Source organism: Patescibacteria group bacterium (assembly GCA_041650895.1).
Classification (GTDB): Bacteria; Patescibacteriota; Patescibacteriia; order 2-01-FULL-39-33; family 2-01-FULL-39-33; genus CAISTG01.
The window spans coordinates 100,519-118,295 of record JBAZKF010000002.1; the positions used below are offsets into that span (position 1 = coordinate 100,519).

General features: G+C 45.4%; 17 protein-coding genes and 1 riboswitch. Of the genes, 13 read left to right on the forward strand and 4 right to left on the reverse strand.

The window, feature by feature from the left end:
• Positions 1-77 precede the first annotated feature (77 nt).
• Positions 78-3,203, reverse strand: a complete 3,126-nt coding sequence (locus WC473_05270; protein MFA5125198.1) for a hypothetical protein — start codon at positions 3,201-3,203, stop codon at positions 78-80.
• 373 nt (positions 3,204-3,576) lie between these two features.
• Between WC473_05270 and WC473_05275 the strand changes: the two genes are divergently transcribed.
• The 6 genes from WC473_05275 to WC473_05300 all read left to right on the forward strand — a co-directional run bounded on the left by WC473_05275 (position 3,577) and on the right by WC473_05300 (position 7,356).
• Positions 3,577-3,765, forward strand: coding sequence for a hypothetical protein (locus WC473_05275; GenBank protein MFA5125199.1), 189 nt, complete (start codon positions 3,577-3,579; stop codon positions 3,763-3,765).
• A gap of 3 nt (positions 3,766-3,768) precedes the next feature.
• Positions 3,769-4,164 (forward strand): TspO/MBR family protein, encoded by a 396-nt coding sequence (locus WC473_05280; GenBank protein ID MFA5125200.1) that lies wholly within the window; start codon positions 3,769-3,771, stop codon positions 4,162-4,164.
• A 1-nt stretch (position 4,165) separates the two neighbouring features.
• Positions 4,166-4,405, forward strand: a complete 240-nt coding sequence (locus WC473_05285; protein MFA5125201.1) for a hypothetical protein — start codon at positions 4,166-4,168, stop codon at positions 4,403-4,405.
• Between the two features lie 181 nt (positions 4,406-4,586).
• Positions 4,587-5,780, forward strand: coding sequence for a methionine adenosyltransferase (locus WC473_05290; protein MFA5125202.1), 1,194 nt, complete (start codon positions 4,587-4,589; stop codon positions 5,778-5,780).
• Between the two features lie 16 nt (positions 5,781-5,796).
• Positions 5,797-6,747, forward strand: a complete 951-nt coding sequence (locus WC473_05295) for a hypothetical protein (GenBank protein ID MFA5125203.1) — start codon at positions 5,797-5,799, stop codon at positions 6,745-6,747.
• A gap of 84 nt (positions 6,748-6,831) precedes the next feature.
• Positions 6,832-7,356 (forward strand): HD domain-containing protein, encoded by a 525-nt coding sequence (locus tag WC473_05300; protein ID MFA5125204.1) that lies wholly within the window; start codon positions 6,832-6,834, stop codon positions 7,354-7,356.
• A gap of 57 nt (positions 7,357-7,413) precedes the next feature.
• On the opposite strand, the gene WC473_05305 is transcribed toward WC473_05300, so the two are convergent.
• Both WC473_05305 and WC473_05310 read right to left on the reverse strand, forming a co-directional pair.
• Entirely contained in the window at positions 7,414-8,289 is an 876-nt protein-coding gene (locus WC473_05305; protein MFA5125205.1) for a shikimate dehydrogenase, read from the reverse strand.
• Positions 8,290-8,304: 15 nt separating this feature from the next.
• Positions 8,305-9,441 carry a glycosyltransferase gene (locus tag WC473_05310; protein ID MFA5125206.1) on the reverse strand — a complete coding sequence of 379 codons (1,137 nt, stop codon included), beginning with the start codon at positions 9,439-9,441 and terminating at the stop codon, positions 8,305-8,307.
• Between the two features lie 137 nt (positions 9,442-9,578).
• On the opposite strand from WC473_05310, the gene WC473_05315 reads away from it, so the two are divergent.
• The 7 genes from WC473_05315 (at position 9,579) to WC473_05345 (ending at position 17,099) form a co-directional block, all read left to right on the forward strand.
• Positions 9,579-12,389 (forward strand): hypothetical protein, encoded by a 2,811-nt coding sequence (locus tag WC473_05315; GenBank protein ID MFA5125207.1) that lies wholly within the window; start codon positions 9,579-9,581, stop codon positions 12,387-12,389.
• Between the two features lie 4 nt (positions 12,390-12,393).
• Positions 12,394-12,774: a hypothetical protein gene (locus WC473_05320; GenBank protein MFA5125208.1), complete on the forward strand. Its 381-nt coding sequence runs from the start codon at positions 12,394-12,396 to the stop codon at positions 12,772-12,774.
• A gap of 110 nt (positions 12,775-12,884) precedes the next feature.
• Positions 12,885-12,988, forward strand: a riboswitch (SAM riboswitch).
• Between the two features lie 58 nt (positions 12,989-13,046).
• Positions 13,047-14,198 (forward strand): methionine adenosyltransferase, encoded by a 1,152-nt coding sequence (metK, locus tag WC473_05325; protein ID MFA5125209.1) that lies wholly within the window; start codon positions 13,047-13,049, stop codon positions 14,196-14,198.
• A 64-nt stretch (positions 14,199-14,262) separates the two neighbouring features.
• The gene (locus WC473_05330) at positions 14,263-14,934 is read left to right on the forward strand and encodes a hypothetical protein (protein ID MFA5125210.1); all 672 of its coding nucleotides are present in this window, start codon (positions 14,263-14,265) and stop codon (positions 14,932-14,934) included.
• Between the two features lie 109 nt (positions 14,935-15,043).
• A complete protein-coding gene (locus tag WC473_05335; GenBank protein ID MFA5125211.1) occupies positions 15,044-15,763 on the forward strand; it encodes a DNA alkylation repair protein in 720 nt (239 codons plus the stop codon).
• Positions 15,764-15,766: 3 nt separating this feature from the next.
• Positions 15,767-16,438: a PHP domain-containing protein gene (locus tag WC473_05340; GenBank protein ID MFA5125212.1), complete on the forward strand. Its 672-nt coding sequence runs from the start codon at positions 15,767-15,769 to the stop codon at positions 16,436-16,438.
• Between the two features lie 223 nt (positions 16,439-16,661).
• Positions 16,662-17,099: a hypothetical protein gene (locus WC473_05345; GenBank protein MFA5125213.1), complete on the forward strand. Its 438-nt coding sequence runs from the start codon at positions 16,662-16,664 to the stop codon at positions 17,097-17,099.
• A gap of 100 nt (positions 17,100-17,199) precedes the next feature.
• Here WC473_05345 and WC473_05350 read toward each other — a convergent pair whose 3' ends face one another.
• On the reverse strand, positions 17,200-17,742 hold the full coding sequence (locus WC473_05350) for a hypothetical protein (protein MFA5125214.1): 543 nt from the start codon (positions 17,740-17,742) through the stop codon (positions 17,200-17,202).
• Positions 17,743-17,777: the final 35 nt, after the last annotated feature.

Consider the following 17,777-nt stretch of genomic DNA (forward strand, 5'->3'; position numbering starts at 1 on the left):
TAAAAAAACGGTTAAGGGCATCCTTGTCCTTAACCGTTTTGGTACTAATTAATGAGCTATATTACTTTTGACGGTACTTATTTTTGGGATGTGGGCACTTCGCCCTCTCCCGGTTTGCGAGGCGAAAGAGCATCCATAATACTTTCCAACCGCGTGCCTTCGACGAGTTTCTTGACGGCTTCAATGCCACCAAGACCAGTCAGAAGACCGAGCGAACCTCCGGCTTCGGGCAGGTGTTCGGCCAAAGCGGTCGCTAGTTGTTTGTCGCCGAGGGCCTGAAGGGCTTCGACGAGTTTGGGCTGGATAGCTTCGAGTCGAGTCTTATCGGCGTCGGCGGTTTCCTTGGTGATCAGGTTGTCGATTCCAGCCAGCGCCTTTCGGAATTCAACCAGTAAGATGTTCTTTTCTTTGGTACGATCCAACTCGGCTTGCGCCTTAGTATTGGCCTGATTCAGAATCAGCATGGCAACTTTATTGTCGCCATCTTGCCTGGCTTCCTTGCAGGCTTGTTCGTTAATAATCGATGCCAACTTGAGTTCTTGCTCGACGCGCTGGACTTCATTGTCCTGTTGCAATCTGGCCGCAGCCCTTTCCAAGGCCAGCATCAAATTGCGTTTCATTTCGGTTCTACTGATTTCAACTTGTTGTGCGGCCGCTTCATCGGCAATCTTGGCAAGTTCTAATTCTTGTTTAGCCCCGCGTTCCTTTCTGGTTTTGTCTATTTCGGCCTGCTGACGTGCGGCTTCCTCGTTTATCCTAATAATCTCGAGTTCTTTTGCCGCTTCGCGTTGTGCCCTGGCTTTGTCAATCTCATCCTGTTTTACGGCTGCTTCGTCGGCAATCCCGGCGAGTTCCAGCCTTAGATTGGCTTCGAGTCTGTTTTTTTCCGTATTTAAACCCGCTTCCTCTTCGGCGATCAGCGCTTGTTTCCGTTTGGACTGAAGCGCCACGCCTGCTGCCATGTCGTCAAGTTGTTGGCTGACTATGGAGGTGTTGATTTTTAAGAGCTTAGCGGCTACTTCCTTGTCGGGAATATTAATCGCCAGAACTTCAACTTCCAACACCCTCATGTCATTTTCTTTGAACGTCATACCTGGTCGATGTTGGCCTTCGCCCTCGGGTTTCTTGCCGAGAACCGTATCGCGTACGAACTCCGCCACGTCTTTATAGAGATCGTCCAGAGTCACTTGGCGCGCGGCCGCACGTAAACGGCTACGAAGGTGTTCACAGAAGAAGAGTACGTAATCCTGGTGATTGAACCATTTGAGACGTTCTTCCTCGTTGTCACTAACAAATTCCACGCCATAGCAGACCTCTACATTCACGCTGACGAAATCTTCGGTTACAAGCTCTATCGCATCTGTGACGCGGTTGCCACGGATACGCAGAAAGCAGGTTGCTAAAGATTTTTCATCGTTTTTCGGCCGACCCGTAGATAGTTTCAGGACTTCCGGCACTTCTTCAAATTCAAAGAGTTCGGTTTTGGGTCCTACGACGACGCGACGGCTGTTCTTACCCGTAACGAGAATAGCGGTATTGTTGGGAATAGGCACAGACATCGCCCAAGGCGTCTCCACCATCTGGAGGGGATCAACCTTTTTATGTGGTTCGCCTTCGCCGATCACAAGGTTCCACAGCCAGCCGGGAATGCGGCGTTTGATGTGGCGTTGTTTGCGCGGGTCGGGGAGAACCTTCTTTTCACCGCGGATTAACTCCACGTTGCCGGTTTCCACATTGGCAACATAGATTCCGCTTTTTTGGTCTACGCCGATTGATAGTACGTAGACTTCGGAATGATCATTACCCGTGTGCGGTTGACGCGTGACCGGATGGATTACTTGGAATGCCCGTGTGGGCACTACGTAGGCGTCCATTCCGCCCACAAAGACTTCGTCGCCCTTGCGATATGTTTCTTTCTCCAGGCTACAGTCAATCGGCAACATCGCCGCCAGTTCAGTTTTGGAGATCGAAGTTGCGGTCGTGCGGATAAGGATTCCACGGTCGGGTCGAATGTGATAAGCGTCGTAAATGCCGTTTCGCGATTCAGTGGTCATGAATCTGTCGTAAGGACCGGGGAAGGCGCGCCCTGGACCCGGACGGGTGTCGGGGTTGCCTTCTTTGTCGATGATTACACAGAATTCAGTGGGACCAGGTACCAACGCTTCACATACGGCGGTATCTCGCTCTGCCGGAGTGATTGGGCAAAAATCATTTTGTTTCATGCCACACAATTCCATGGCTAAAGATGACATTTCCGACCCATTCAAAATTTGTGTGAGCACCGCGTAGAAGTTTCGTGGCGATGCGCTACGATTTTTGAGTTCTTGGTAGGTGCTGCGGATGCTTTGGTGATGGTCTTGCCAGCCAAGCCCCGAGATTGTCCGCATGACTTGGTCGGGGCGAATATCACCACTTTCTATTTTTTCCTGCAGGATTTGTTCCGCGGATTCGCTCGAGTCGATATCTGTCGCAGTCTGAGGTTTGGGATTGTTGCGCACGACATCAATGCCAGTAGGCGGAATATAGGTCGGAGTCTCGCTACCACGGATGACGATGCGTTGGCCGACAATCAGTTTAGGTAGTTCGGTACTTTCTTTGGTCGCTTCGGGAGTAACCTGTTTCTGTGGTTTTTCCGTCAAATCGTCACCATTCAGTACCGCGTTGCTGTCTTCCGGTTCAGTTTCAGCTGTTTCAAAAACAGCTTTTTTAAGCCCGGCCGATTGTACGGTCAAACCGTAGTACGGGGCTTGTTCATCAACGTCAGGGTTCTCTACTACGGCCACTAAGTATTGGCTGGCCGATAGGGTGTGGACCTTACGCACTTCCACCCGCTGACCCGGCCATACGGGGAAATATCCGGAAGTGACGATGCGCTTGCTTCCGCGTCTGAGGGTCTTCATTTCATTTTTGCCCTTTTGGTAACCACCATTGGGCTTATCAACATCGGCTGAATCCACCGGGTTGTAAATTACGGCGTATTCGTCTTGGTTAATCGTCACAAATTCCTGAATCGCGGAACTCGCTTGGTCAACCGGCATCCATTTGGTGGGGTTGTTTTGGTCCGGAATCAAGAAGATGTCGTCTTCGCTGACATCCAGCGGATCGGGGCCGATCAACATGCGTAGTTGACCGTCTTTTTTACTTGCAAGCCAGAGGTACTGCCCTGCCATTAATGGCATTTTTCGATCGACTTGTGGGGGCATGAATCTGTCTCCTTTCTGTTGAGGTTTCCTTTGTTTTGCTTCAGATATCAACAATGAGTATTCCCGCTATCCGTGTTTTATTTTGCCCTTTTTCTTTATCCCTCCTTTTTTCCTCCTATTCCTTCGTTTTGCCGATTAATTATTTGTAGACTATAGCTGATTGTTAAAGAACGCCAAGCTAAAACTTGGATATCCAATCATATAATAAATTATGAAAAAAGTCAAGGCTTTATTAATTGGCCAGAATCGGCCAGGATAACAGTGTTGAGCAGAAGTCCTTACAAGCGAGATGCCGTCTCTCCCAAAGGAGGTCATTGGTTTTTTATCCTTAAAAGTTGTATAATAATAGTATTACTAACCTTAATCAAAAACTATGAAAATTTTTAAAACTTGGACGTTTAAGTGGTGGGAGGTAAGTTTAATAAAAATTTGCCTTATTTCACTCGGTATTTTATTGGGTTTATACTTCTATGCTTATCTCATCGGCCTGTTGTGGCTTTGGTGGGTATTGTTTGTGATGTTGGCGATTTATTTTATTGCTCGATTCTTTACCGATAAATAAAATATGAACGCCTATAACTGGTATCAACAACTTATCAAGCCGTCATGGTCACCGCCGGCCTGGCTATTCGGTCCGGTTTGGACTTTCCTTTATACCTTAATCGCCGTTTCCTTTGGCTGGGTATTTATTCAATTTTGGCAGAAACGGCTACCATTGATCGTTGCCTTGCCCTTCATCTTGAATTTGGTTTTTAATTTTATTTTTACTCCCATCCAATTCAATTTGCGTAACAATCTTTTAGCCTCGGTTGATATTTTGTTGGTTCTTGGAACTTTGGTTTGGGCGATTATCGCCGTCTATCCCTATGCGCGCTGGGTATCTTATATTCAGATTCCGTATTTGCTCTGGGTGATGATTGCTACTATTCTGCAATTAACTATAACTTATTTAAATCGCTAATATGAAAAAAGTAATCATTTCTCAATTCGTGATTCTTTTAGTTGGTACGGTTTTCGCCTGGGGCAACTTTTCTTATGAGCTGTGGCTCTGGTTACAGAAACGCGCCTGCACGACCGGCTGTTACGCCGCCTCCGGCCCCCTGGTTAATCCTTTTTTTACCCCGTGCTTTTACGGCGCAATCTTTTTTGCCGTCGCCTTTGTCTTGAGTATCGTTTTATTGCGATCGCAACTGAAAAAATAATATTTTTGAATTAATAGGAAAACCCCCGGTTGAAAATTTTTAACCGGGGGTTTAATGTTCATTTTTTTGATTTTATGGGCCTATTGACAAAGATATATATTAGGTGTATAATTATCTGTTAAGTAAGAACTTTAAAATTTAATTAATCAAACTGCAACAACAAACATAGGAGGCATGAGTCATGATGAATTTTGTTAGGATCAGCAGGGATTGGCTTAATCCCGAAAATCGGGAAATTGAAATTGTGGAACGCAAAGGATTGGGTCATCCCGATACCTTGGCTGACGGACTGGCCGAAGCTGTGTCCGTGGCGTATTCCAAATATTGTTTGGATAATTTTGGAGTAGTTTTGCATCATAATGTTGATAAGTTATTTATCGGCGGCGGCTGGTTCAAAAGCGATTTCGGTCGTTGTGAATTTCTGAAGCCTGTCAGGGTGGTGGTTAACGGACGCATGAGCAATACCATGGACGGCCAAACGATTGATTTGGCGGCGATTCAGAGTCAGGCGATCACCGATTACCTTCGGGTGCATTTGCCTAATCTGCTACCGCAACATTTGGAGATCATAAACAGTACGACCCAGCACACCACCAGGCCGTTTTGGTTTTCACCGCGCAATATCGGCGACCTGCCGGAAGCGGCCCAATTAATGGCTGGCGACACGTCGGTTTCTGTGGCTCATTGGCCGATGACGATTTGCGAAAATTTGGCCTACGGATTGGAGCAGTATTTCTGGATGTATTCGCCTGACCGATATTTTGGTTTTCCTGGCATCGGCCAGGACATCAAAGTGATGGTCTGCCGCGATGGCGATGCCATCGATATCACCGTTTGTATGCCTGTCTTAGCCACTGGAGTGTCCAATCGTAGCGAGTATGACGCCATGGTTATGATTATGGAAAAACTGTTAAGCGAACAGGCGCAGTTAATTGCGGCAAATTCTTCGTACAAGATTAATTTGCGCGTTAATCCCGGTCCCGATGGTTATCGTTTGTATATGTTGGGTATCGGCAGTTGTGTGGAATGCGGTGAAGAGGGTTTGGTCGGCCGGGGTAATTCGCCCTTGGGCGTCATTTCCACTTTCCGTCCCTACTCCATGGAAGCGCCGGCAGGCAAGAATCCGGTTTATCATACCGGACGGGTGATGGGTTTTTTGACCCAGCGCCTAGCCAAGGCTGTTTACGACGAACTTGGCATCGGCTGTTCAATCATCTCGTTGGCGAAAAACGGCCAGTCATTAATTCCTCCGGCCCAGTTGATGATTTATGTTGACCGGGATGTGGCGCGTGAAATTATTGAAGATGTCGTCGCCAGAAATTTTCTGCAGGTGGATTACCTGAAAGAGATTCTGGAGACACGAGTCATTATCTGACTCAAGGAGACAAATTATGGATGAATTCTTTCTGGAGTCTTGTTATCATGGAGTTAACTTCCAGAGTAGCAGGCCATTGCAACAGTTATTTCTTAGAGAAAGCTACAACTGCTTTGTGCCACGATTGTTGCTTAAGCAGACTCAACTGATTGATCAGCCGATCCTGCACTACCAGGATGTTGAGACGACTGATTTGGATATTGCTCCTCAGCAATGCCGGATTAATCTGCCTTGGCGTTTGACCCGTAACGGCGAGACCTTGATGTATCTGGCTTATGCGATGATTGAACGACAGCATCAAATCAATCACATGTTGACTGCTCATGCCGCCAGCGTCTGTGGCCCCACTGATCAATCCGGTATCCTATTGTTGGGTAAGGAGGGTAGTGGCAAGTCGCTGACAGCGTTGAAATTGTGCCGCGATTACAGTTATCGGCTTGGCGCCAATGATCTGGCTATTTTATGTTGGCACCGCAGTCAAGTATTTGTCGAAGCGGGTACGGAATTTTTCTTTCTGCGCCAAGAGTCGGTTAGAAGGAATTTACCCGATCTTGCCGCTCAGATACCCTGGCGGGAAACGGCCGATCCTTGGTTGAGTAAGACCAAGATTAAGCCGGAAGACCTGGGTATTGAACGGTTTTTTAAGAGTAATAACCGACCCTATCGGATTACCAAGGTTTATTCGATGCATGTTGATGAAACTAAAACCGAAGTCATGGTCAGTCCGGCGCCGTCTTTGACGACGATGTTATATCTGAATGAGAATTTCTCGCGTTACATCCGCAATACCTGCACGACGTTGCTGGGCGGAAGCAACTATGAGATGCTCGGCTACATCCCGTCGTTTGATCAGCCGGAATTCTATGATTTCCGTCGGCGATTAATCGCTTATTTGGTCAATAGCTTGGAGATCAGGCATATTTCCGGACCGCTTCAGGGCGTAGCCGAGTATATCGCCACTCATTGAACAATGTATCAGCGCTCCGATTTGTTTCGGGGCGCTTTTCTTGTCTTTATTTATCTTTTGTATTACAATGTCAGTAATAATCATATGATTAAAATTGAACCGGAAATATCTTTTAAACTGGAAAAAGCCGTCAAATTCTTAGTTGAAGAATATGGCCGTACCGGCAATAACCCCAAGCCGGTGGTTTTGCATTCTTTGCGAGTGGCGGTTTATTTATTGGAAGCCGGCTGTTCTTATGAGGCAGTGGCCGCGGCGATCCTGCATGACTTGTTGGAGGATGCCAGTGTCAGCTTAGAGCGGATCAAAGGCGAGTTTGGTGAAAAAATTGCTGAAATTGTTGGTGCCGTGTCCTTTGACCCGAAGATTAATGACCCGCAAAAAAGTTATCAAGAGATGTTTGATCGTGCCAAGACCTGTGGCCGGGAGGCGTTACTAGTCAAAGCCGCTGACCTGTTAAATAATAGTTGTTACTACGGTTTAGCTTCGGCGGATAAGCAATCATCGCTCTGGGGCAAAGTGGAATATTTTCTAACCTTAACCAAAGAGGAAATCGGCAATGAGCCAGTCTGGCTGGATTTAAAAAAACAACTGGAGATATCAAACAACTAAATAAATATTATAAAAGACCGTCCGGCATGGTGCTGAGGCGGTCTTTTTGATTAAGGTTCAGAGCAGTTTGACTGCTTGTATCATACGGGTATTGAGATAGTCAATACTTAGATTGGCGGGTGGCTTAAAGCCGGTCCATAATTCAAAAGCGGCGAGGGCTTGGAAGATCATCATATAGGTTCCCGAGCATACCTTAGCGCCGAAACTCTCAGCATCCATCAAGAAACGGGTCTTATAGGGATTGAAAATCGCATCCAGAAAGCACTTCCGAGGGAAGTCGCTATTTTGGGCTGCTTGCGCCATATTGTGCAGTGGCACAATACGTCTTTCCATATCCGGATACATACCCACTGGCGTAGCATTGACAATGATATCGCACTGTTGCAGAAACCATTGCAGTCGCAAGGGCGTCAAGGTTTTGGCCTTGGCCCTTGGCTCCAGCGATAATTCCTGAATCATTGTTTCTGCTTGCCGTTTGTCCTGATTGATGACGTACATCTCGCCGCAACGGTCGGCCAAAGCATAAGCTATGGCTCGAGCCACTCCGCCGGCGCCGATGATCAGGACTTTGTCTGTCTGGCTGGTTGCTTTGAGTTGCGTTTTAATCGCCATTTCCGCTCCGCGTATATCCGTATTGAAACCGGAAACTTTATCCCCGTTAAATACCAGAGAATTCACGGCGCCAACTTTTCTGGCTAACGGGTCAACTTCCGAACAGTGAGGTATGATCGCCAGCTTGTAAGGCAGAGTGACGTTAGCCCCGCTGAAACCCAGCTGTGACATGGCTTTCAGGCAGCCAGCCAAATCCTCGGTTCTGGATACGTCGATTTTGAGGTGAGAGTATTCCAGCCCAACGCTATTAGCTATGGCCTGAAACAGAATCGGTGAGACGCTGTGGTCCACCGGATGTCCTAGTAAGGCGGTATAAAGCATAAGTCATCTCCTTGACTATAGTCGTAGCCCCATTGTCTGTGACACGATAAGCTCCTCCACTTGTTCTACGGGCAGTTCTTTGATTAACTGCCAGAAAGAACGGACATGGCAGATGAACAGTTGTGCCAGCAACCAGCCGGCCTTCTGTTCATTTTCGGCTTGATTGTTTTGTGGGTCGTGCTGTTGGTAGAACGATTGCAAGATACCCAGCCAATCGGTGATAGATATCTCGGGTTTGTCGTTAGACATTAAATCGTTGATTCGTGGTGTTAGTGGGCCGAGAAATCTTGCCAAAGACTCCTGATTATTCCAGTAGTTGTTTTTGGCTTGGCCGACTAGGCGATTAATGTGGTCATCACCCGGATAAATGGCTTGAGAGTCAATACCGCAACGCCGGGCTTCTCCCAGATTAACATAGTTCGCTCGATCGCCATGCTTGTAACTTTTAGCCACGGTCAAAGCCGTCTGCGCTACCTGTTCAAACATTGGCATGATTTTAGGGAAGCTCGGCTTATGGAATTTTCGTCCCAAATAAGTTTCGCCGACGCGGAAACCGCCACCCAAGGCGTGCATAGTCATGAAAATATCAATGCCATAACGATAGGCATCAAGCGGGAATTGTTGTTTCAGCAAATATTCAGCAACTTTACGGCTCAAGGCGAATTCGCCGCCGATCGGTTGCCTGACTAGTGCTTGAAATTTCGCCCAAACCAGAGGAACGACTAAATGGGTAGTGGTACTGCCCTCGAAACGATTACGGCTGTATAACGGACAAACGTAATCGCAGCGATCCTCCAGAATGGGGCCGATAAGTTTTTTTACCCAGATCGGCTCAATAGTTTTGAGATCGGCATCAACGGTAACGATGGCCTCGGCTTCGGTTGTTAGCGCCAGTTCCCAGAGTAAGCATAAATTAGAACCCTTGCCCCGCGGAATCTTTTTGTTGACCAGTTGTATTTTGGGACAGCGGGTTGCCGTTTGATTGAACACTTCTTGTGTTCTATCAGTGCTGTCACTGTCAATATTGGCTATCAAACAGATTTGCGGGTTGTAGATGGATGCTAAGCCCTGGTCTACTAAATCAGTAACTTTGGCAATTGAATCCTCCTCATTTAAGGAGGGGATGCCTACTATGACTTTGGTTTTAGTCATTTTCTCTCTCCTTATTATTAAGTTGTAAAGTCCCGTTAAACATTTCATTGTAGCACTATGGTTAAAATTTGTCAATAGGTGATAAAAAAGATATAATTATTTTAAGAATCATAATTTATAAATACATGGAGGGGAATATGTTAAGGAGGGGAGAAATTCTACTGCCACGGGTGGTGGGATTTTTTATTTGTTTTATTTTTGCCGGTCTTTGGTTGGCGATTCCGGCACGAGCGGCTACGATTATTAATCATCCGGACAACTCGGCTATCGCTACCGACACCACTTGGTATGACGGCGAGGTCCATGTTATTGCCGATTATGCCACCTTCTGGGTCAACCCTAATGCCAAATTGACCATTGAAGCGGGGACGGTGGTAAAAGTCGGTTATAATTCAATTATCAGGGTTAACGGTGATTTGGCCGTCAATGGTTCGGCTGACAAATTAGTGGAAATTGTCTCCTTGCGCGATGACAGTGTTGCCGGCGATACCAACGGCGACGGCTTAGCGACCATTGCCAATTTGAATGACTGGCGAGGGATTATGCTGGAAGGCAACCGTTACAATTCCATAGTTAATGCGGAATTCAATTATGCGGTCATTAAGCACGGCGGCCGGGGCTGGCCCAGGGGCATGATTATTAACGCAAGCAAAGTTACTTCTTTGAAGATTGATCATTGCAATATTATTGATAACAGCGGTGTTATATTTGTCGATGGCTCCTCTAGAAATGTCAGCATTCATAACTCTAATTTTTATACTCCAAGTTTTTGCGATTATGGCGATAGCACCAATTTGTGCCATTGGGATAATGGTGTTACTACTTTTTTGTCTCAGACTATTGATTTGACTAATAATTATTGGGGTTCTTCGGCTGGTCCGACTTATACTACCGGCGCTGATCCGACAGTCTTTACTGGCGTGGTTTTGGGCAATCCGGTTAATGGCAATGTGATTTACCAGCCGTTTGTTACTCAGCCGTTTGAATTTGGCGTTAAAAAGTTAAACCCGGTCATATTGATCCCCGGCATTATGGGCAGTTGGAATATTTCCGGCCAGTGGCAGTTGGATCCAATCTTGCATACTTATGACGATTTATGGGCCGCGCTTCAGGCCGCCGGATATGAAGAGGGTGAGACTTTATTTGCCCTGCCTTACGAGTGGCGTCATTCCAATTTGGATACTATGACGCATTTGCGTGACAAGATTAATGAGGTAAAAGAGATTTGTCAATGCGACAAGGTGGATTTGATCGGCCATTCCATGGGCGGATTGGTGGCCCGCGCGTATATTGAGGGGCCGTTTTATGGTAATGACGTGGATAAAGTGGTATTTTTGGCTACGCCACACCGCGGTGCCACTAAATCATACTTGATGTGGGAAGGGGGGAGCGTTGGTGAGGGTGTAAAGGAAAAGATAACGGGCTTACTATTTAAACAGGAGGCTGAATATAGCGGTTATGGTTATATTTCACAGTATCTAAAGAATTATCCCATTCTGTCAATTAAAGAACTCCTGCCGGTTTATGATTATTTGCGCGACAAGGCAACCGGATTATTAAGGAATTATCCTGACAATTATCCGCGCAATGAGTTTTTGGAGTTTTTGAACTCAGCGGACGCCTTGGCAAGATTAAGTACCGTCAAAATTTTTAACTTTATCGGCAATAGCGGAGATAACAGCACTATTGATTCTTTACGCGTAGTTTCCAGCTCCAATGCTTTTAATGAATGGGATTATGGCTACCCGGAAAACTATGGCTGGCCGTTAGTTGATCAAGGATTAGAATATAATGCCGGTGATACTACCGTACCGCAGAGAAGCAACATTGATTTTGCTGGCACTGAAAATGTTTTTATAAATAGTGATCATGGGCATATCGTAACTGATACGCAAAAAGCCGTAATCAAGGATTTGACTGGTATTGAGCCGGTGCAGGAAATAAGGCAGAATTTAATACGGAAGGTTTTTATGGTTAGGATTTTTTCTCCGGCTGATTTTTTGATTGTTGCGCCGGACGGCAAGCGTTTAGGCTATGATGTTCAAGCCAATCAGGATGTTTTGGAAATTCCCGGCGCTTATTACTCAGGCACTATGAGCGGTCCCGAATATGCTATTATCCCGGAGCCGTTGGCTGGCGATTATCAAGTCAAATTGTTCGGTACGGGCAATGGCGAGTACCGCTTAAGCGCCAGCTTTATCAGTGACGATCTGTCTGCGGATAATGATTTCAGCGGTCAAATCATGGCGGGCCAAAATAGGGACTTTATTGTTAATTATTCAGACGCGGAGGGGGTTAGCGAATTCAAGCCCCAAGATAGCGTTCCACCAGTCATAACCATTATAAATCCCGATGTTGTCTCCGCTTATCTTCGCCGTAACGAACTTAAGCTTGATTATGCGATTACCGATGACTTTTCCGGCGTTGGCACAACTACCGTTGCCGTTGACGGTCAATTGGTTACTACTACCACTGTCGATTTGTCGGCCTACATTGCCGGCCCGCATTTGTTAAGTATTACGGCGCAGGATATGGCAGGCAATGAGTCAAGCGCTACAACGACTTTTTTTATCTCCGCCTCCCTATCTTCAACTTTAGCTGATGTTAGTGACTTTTATGGCCAGGGTCTGATCAATAGGAAAAGTCAAAATTTGCTTACCAACCCCTTAGAATTGTTGCAATTAAAATTGAAAGTCAATAATCTGGCTTTATTTTTGGCGCAAAAAGCCAGAGATCTGCTGGTTGCCAATGATAAAATGAAGCTAGCGGTTAAGGAAAAATTATTAGCCGAAGCTGATAAAGCCATAGAAAAGATTAAGATAAATAGACGGGAAGTAATTGCCAAGCAGTTGGATATTTTTGATAAGCGATTAGACGGAGAAGTGATTGTCGGTCAAGTTTATGATATACTTAAGGCAAGCAGTGTTTATTTAAGAAATAATTTATAAAAGTATGAGCAATAAAGGTAAAAGTTGGTTGTTGGTTTCATTTATTATTGTTTTGGTACTTTTATTAACACCATTTGCTGGTAATATTTATGAGAACATTATAAAACATAAAATATCTAGTGGCGTCTTGGGTGGTATATCAGCAAGTTATTATGAAGGTTTTTTTCTCTCATCTTTTTTTATAATACCTCTGTTACTTGTATTATTTGGAACTAGAAAAAAATATAAAGCAATTTTGGTTAGTTTATTAATTTTTATAGTAGTTTTATTAGTTATTGGTGCTTGGGAGCAATTAATTATTAGCTTAATTACCGCTCTCCTTGGTTGGTTAATCGGTGAAGGTATCTTACTTTTATACAAAACATTAAAATCTAATAAAAAATAGCATCATATATTGCGTCTGCCGTTGGTAGCCAGGTCAACGGCAGACGGGTGTGATTAAAATATAGTTTGACGCAAAAACTAGGCAGTGCTATAATGGAGTTGACAACTGAATAATTATCAAGAGTGCGGTGAGGGATCCAGCCCGATGAACCGCCGACAACCGCCGAATCATCGGAAAGGTGCCAATTCTGGCCCAGTAATGGGGGAGATAAATTTTTCGATTTTATTCTTCCTCAAAAAGGAAGATTTTTTTATAAAAATAATATAAAACCTATGACCAAGACCACCCTCAAAACGTGCGAATCAGTGTGCGCCGGCCACCCGGACAAAATTTGCGATCAGATCAGCGATGCCGTTTTAGATGCTTGTTTGGCCCAGGATCCCAGCTCCCGCGTTGCCTGCGAATGTCTAATCAAGGATGATAACTTGATTATGGCTGGAGAGATTACCAGCAATGCGCAAGTTGATTATATTGGAATTGCCAGGCAGACGCTTAGAGAAATCGGTTATACGCCGGAGGAAGCGGATGGTTTCAAGATTCAGTCGCTTATTAGCAAACAATCACCGGATATCGCGCAAGGTGTGGATACTGGCGGGGCGGGGGATCAGGGTATGATGTACGGCTATGCTTCAGCGGAAACTGAAGAACTATTGCCCTTGCCGTTAGTCTTGGCTCATAATCTTTGCCGTAAGTTGGGCGAATTGCGCCAATCAGATCAAGGTAGTCCGCTTAAGCCGGACGGCAAGGCACAAGTAACCGTCAGATACGAAAACGGTCGGCCCGTGTCCGCCGATTCTATTGTCGTGTCCACTCAGCATTCAGCGGAAATTAGCCAAGCCGATTTGGAGCAGTATGTCTTAAAAAATGTAATTATCCCTGTGGCCGGGGATTGGTTGGTGGCCGGTCTAACCATTAATCCGCATCTGAAAAAGTCATTAGCTGAACCGACTAAAATTTATATTAATCCGACCGGACGATTTGAGGTGGGCGGATCGTTCGGCGATTGTGGCGTTACCGGCAGAAAAATCGTTGTGGATACTTATGGCGGTATCGGCCGAGTCGGTGGCGGAGCTTTTTCCGGCAAGGATCCGTCCAAGGTTGATCGCAGTGCCGCTTATATGGCGCGCTACCTGGCTAAAAATTTAGTATCGTTGGGTTATGGCGATGAAATTGAGGTTCGTTTGGCCTACGCTATCGGCGTGGCTCAGCCTGTTGATGTTTCGGTTGATATTATCACACCTATCGCCGATGATTCTCTCGGCTTGAAAGAAAAGCCGGTGCTTGATCCCGTGTCTTATATCCTAGCTAACTTTGATTTGTCTCCTGCCGGTATTATTAAATTATTGGATTTGAGGCAACCGGTCTATCGTCAGGCCGCTGTTTATGGTCATTTTGGCCGGACGGAATTCAGCTGGGAAAAGTAAGGATATCGGACTGGATTTATCACGTTGATTTTTTATGGTATAATTACAATATAATTGTAATCATATGAAAAAGAATCTAATTTTCATTTTAGTGGCGGCCGGGTTGCTTATAGCCGTTTCGGTTAGCGCTCATCAGCCACGTTTAGCTTACCAGATGACGGCGACTAAGGATGTGCCGATTCTGATCGCGAATGCCGACGTCTCACAGGCATTTTACGGCCAGCTTAGGGGAGGAATTGATTATTATGATTTGAATCTCACAGCGCCGTTGGATTTTTATTTTCAGATTTTGGTACCCGACATTACTGACGCTCGCACCGGTTTAATAGCGCAATTGAATGACGGCGGCGACGGTAAGCCGTTGGTGGTTTTAAACGGCCTAGGTTACCCTTGGCAGAAATTCCATGAGGATTTTGCCGGCGATGATTATTTGCAAGGCCCGGAAAGGAAAATCAATTTGCCGGCCGGCAATTATCGCATTATGGTTTCCAGCCCCAATAATCTCGGCAAGTATGTGTTGGTGGTGGGGGAGAAAGAATCATTTCCGCTCGGTGAATCATTAAAAACCTTATGGCTTTTACCCGGATTGAAAGGATATTTTAATAAACCGTTTTGGTCGGTCTATGAGGGCCGTATCGGTTCCGGTCTACTGATTGCTACTCTGGTTATTCTGGCGATAGTCCTGATAGTGGCTGGCTTTATTATATTTGAACGACGCAGGAAGAAAAAAATTTAAGCGATAAGGATAAGGGAAATTATGGATTTTAACTCCGGCCGCTAAAGCCGGAGTTTGTTTTAGACGTAATTGCCAAAATAACGGATTTTTGTTAAACTTCAACCCAGTTATGACTGATCAGAAACTGTCACAATTGCAACGCGATCTGCGGCGTTTGGCCAGCCCGGCCAAGGCCGCTATTCTGTTGCGGTTCTTTAAGACCGGCAAAGGGCAGTACGGCGAGGGTGATAAGTTTCTTGGCGTAGTGGTGCCGGAGCAGAGGAAATTGGCGCGTCAGTATGGTCAGCTGACTTTAAGCGATTTGGAAAAATTGTTGCATAGCAAAATTCATGAAGAACGCCTGACCGCGTTGATTATTTTAGATGACCAATTCAGGCGCGGTGACAGTAAGATTCAAGAGAAAATTTTTAAGTTGTATCTTAGAAACACTCGCTATATTAATAATTGGGATTTGGTAGATTTGAGCGCGCCCAATATTGTCGGCGCTTGGCTGTATCGGCGCGATCGTAATATTTTGTATCGTTTAGCTGAGTCAAAGTTGTTATGGGATAGGCGCATCGCCATGTTGGCGACATTTTATTTCATTTGCCAAGGTGATTGCGCTGATACTATAAAAATCGCTAAAGTTTTTTTAACTGACCAGCATGACCTAATACATAAGGCTGTTGGCTGGATGTTAAGGGAAGTGGGTAAACGATGCGATGAAAAAGAATTGAAGTCTTTTTTGAATCAGTATTCAGCCAAGATGCCCCGTACAATGTTACGTTATGCCATTGAGCGATTATCAACGGGAGAGCGCAAGAAATATTTAGCCAGTAAGGAGGTTTAAAATATGAAAGTAAAAGCATCGTTGCATTTGCACACCAAGGAGGATGTCCAAGACGGCAAAATAATTGATTACACCGCCCAAGATGTGATTGATCAGGCCGCTGTTTTTGATTTTAAGGTTTTGGCAGTAACTAACCACGATAAATTTGTTTGCAGTCCTGATATGGTGGTTTACGCTAAAGCCAAAGGCATCTTGCTTTTACCCGGTGTTGAAGTTCGCATTGGGCGTAAGCACATGTTGATTTTAAATTGCGGCGCCGCAGCCGATGAGGTGACCGACTTTGACCAGTTGGCCAAATGGCGGCAGGAACATCCGGAGTCTTTCATTATCGTGCCCCATCCTAATCATGGCATGGGGGTATCTTTGGGACTGAGAGATCTGCATCGTTATCATGATCTTTTTGACGCGGTGGAGCATAGTTGGTTTTATAGTAAGTGGTTTAACCCCAACAGAAAAATTGAACGGGCGTGCAAAGAATTGCATAAGCCGTTTATCGCCACTTCCGATCTGCACACCATGAATTATCTGGCTGGCGATTATGCTGTTTTGGACGTACTAGAGTTGACTCCGGAAGCAGTTTTTACCGCCATTAGAAATGGTGATTTTTCTAACGTCAGCAAACCCAAAACATTATGGGAGCTTATCAGGTTCAGTGTTTGGATGGGCCTCCATTAGTTCCTTGACTCGTAACTGTCGCACAACAATATGACTCGCAAAGCGGGTCATTTTTATTTAAATTTAGCTTATATTGTTGTTTTAGTGGGTTAGTAATTTTTCTGTCTGACTTGACTTTTATTCTTTAGTGTGATATGCTACCAGTCTGTTCTTTGGATAGTTGTGTGGCTAGCAATCAGGCTAGTAGCAAGAAGAGACCGCAAGGTCAAAGGAGGTGGCGTTAATGCCCGATCGTGAGAAGGTTAATGGAATCCATTTACGGTACTTGGTAATAGAAGCGATCAATATCACATTGCGCGGCGCTGGAGTTACTGACCGTGAGCTATTATTCAAGATGTATGAGATGGTGGTTGATGAAGATTTCCCGGCCAGGTTGTGGCTGGCTGAAACCCAAGAAGAGTCTTTCCGGGTAAAAATTGGGAGACTGTTTGAGCTTCAGTTTATAGATGGTAAGAATCGAGTATTGGTGCATATTGTCAATAATCGACACGATCGAAGCGCCAACGACGATGGCGATTTTTCCGGTCAGATTCGAGCCAGGCCGTTGGTAGAAGTCGCTCGACATTTTATCCGATATGCCCATGATATTGATCCGCTAAATCGTAGTGAGAAAGCGGTGCAACAAAATCTTGAGGCATTGGGTATAAAAATCAACAACTAATCGCTCTTTAGCCGTTCGGTAAAGCCGGGCGGTTTTTTTGATTGTCATTATTAGTGAAGATTAAAAAAGGAAGCCGTAATCGGCTTCCGCTGTAAAGTGCTTAGAGAATTGGCTCGTTGCCCCACCCCTCCATTTCTCGGATAACTTTAGCGTAACTTTTGCCTTCATTATCGTGAGTGAATAGCTCTACCAAGTAAACCGGCTTACGTGCCATGAAAGCCATCCCCAAATCAAAGTGCGAGCCGGTTGATCCTGCATCCCAGAAAATATGCACATAAGAACAGGCTTTCATGGCTTCGGCATGAGCCAGGCAGATATTTATTCCAGTGGGATCATTTTGATCAACATCGCGTGGCGGAAAATGAACTCTCAGGCCTTTTTCTTCTAATTTTCTAACATAGTCATCTATGACTTCCTGTTGCTCCGGGGTGATATTACGTACCGGACAAATCAAATAGATGAGGTTTTTATCCGCTGGCGCTGGTTTCTGCTGTCGGTTTTTTTGTCCGATCCAACGATTGCCCTTCAGGCGCAAATATGACCAGCAAGCTAAAGCCAGGGCGTATAGTAAATGCAAGGGGAAGGCAGAGATATAGCATAGCATGACAAAAGCCGCTAGTACGACATAATCGCCGATTTGCATAATGGTTGTCTCCTTATTGGGTTGTTCAAAGAGCT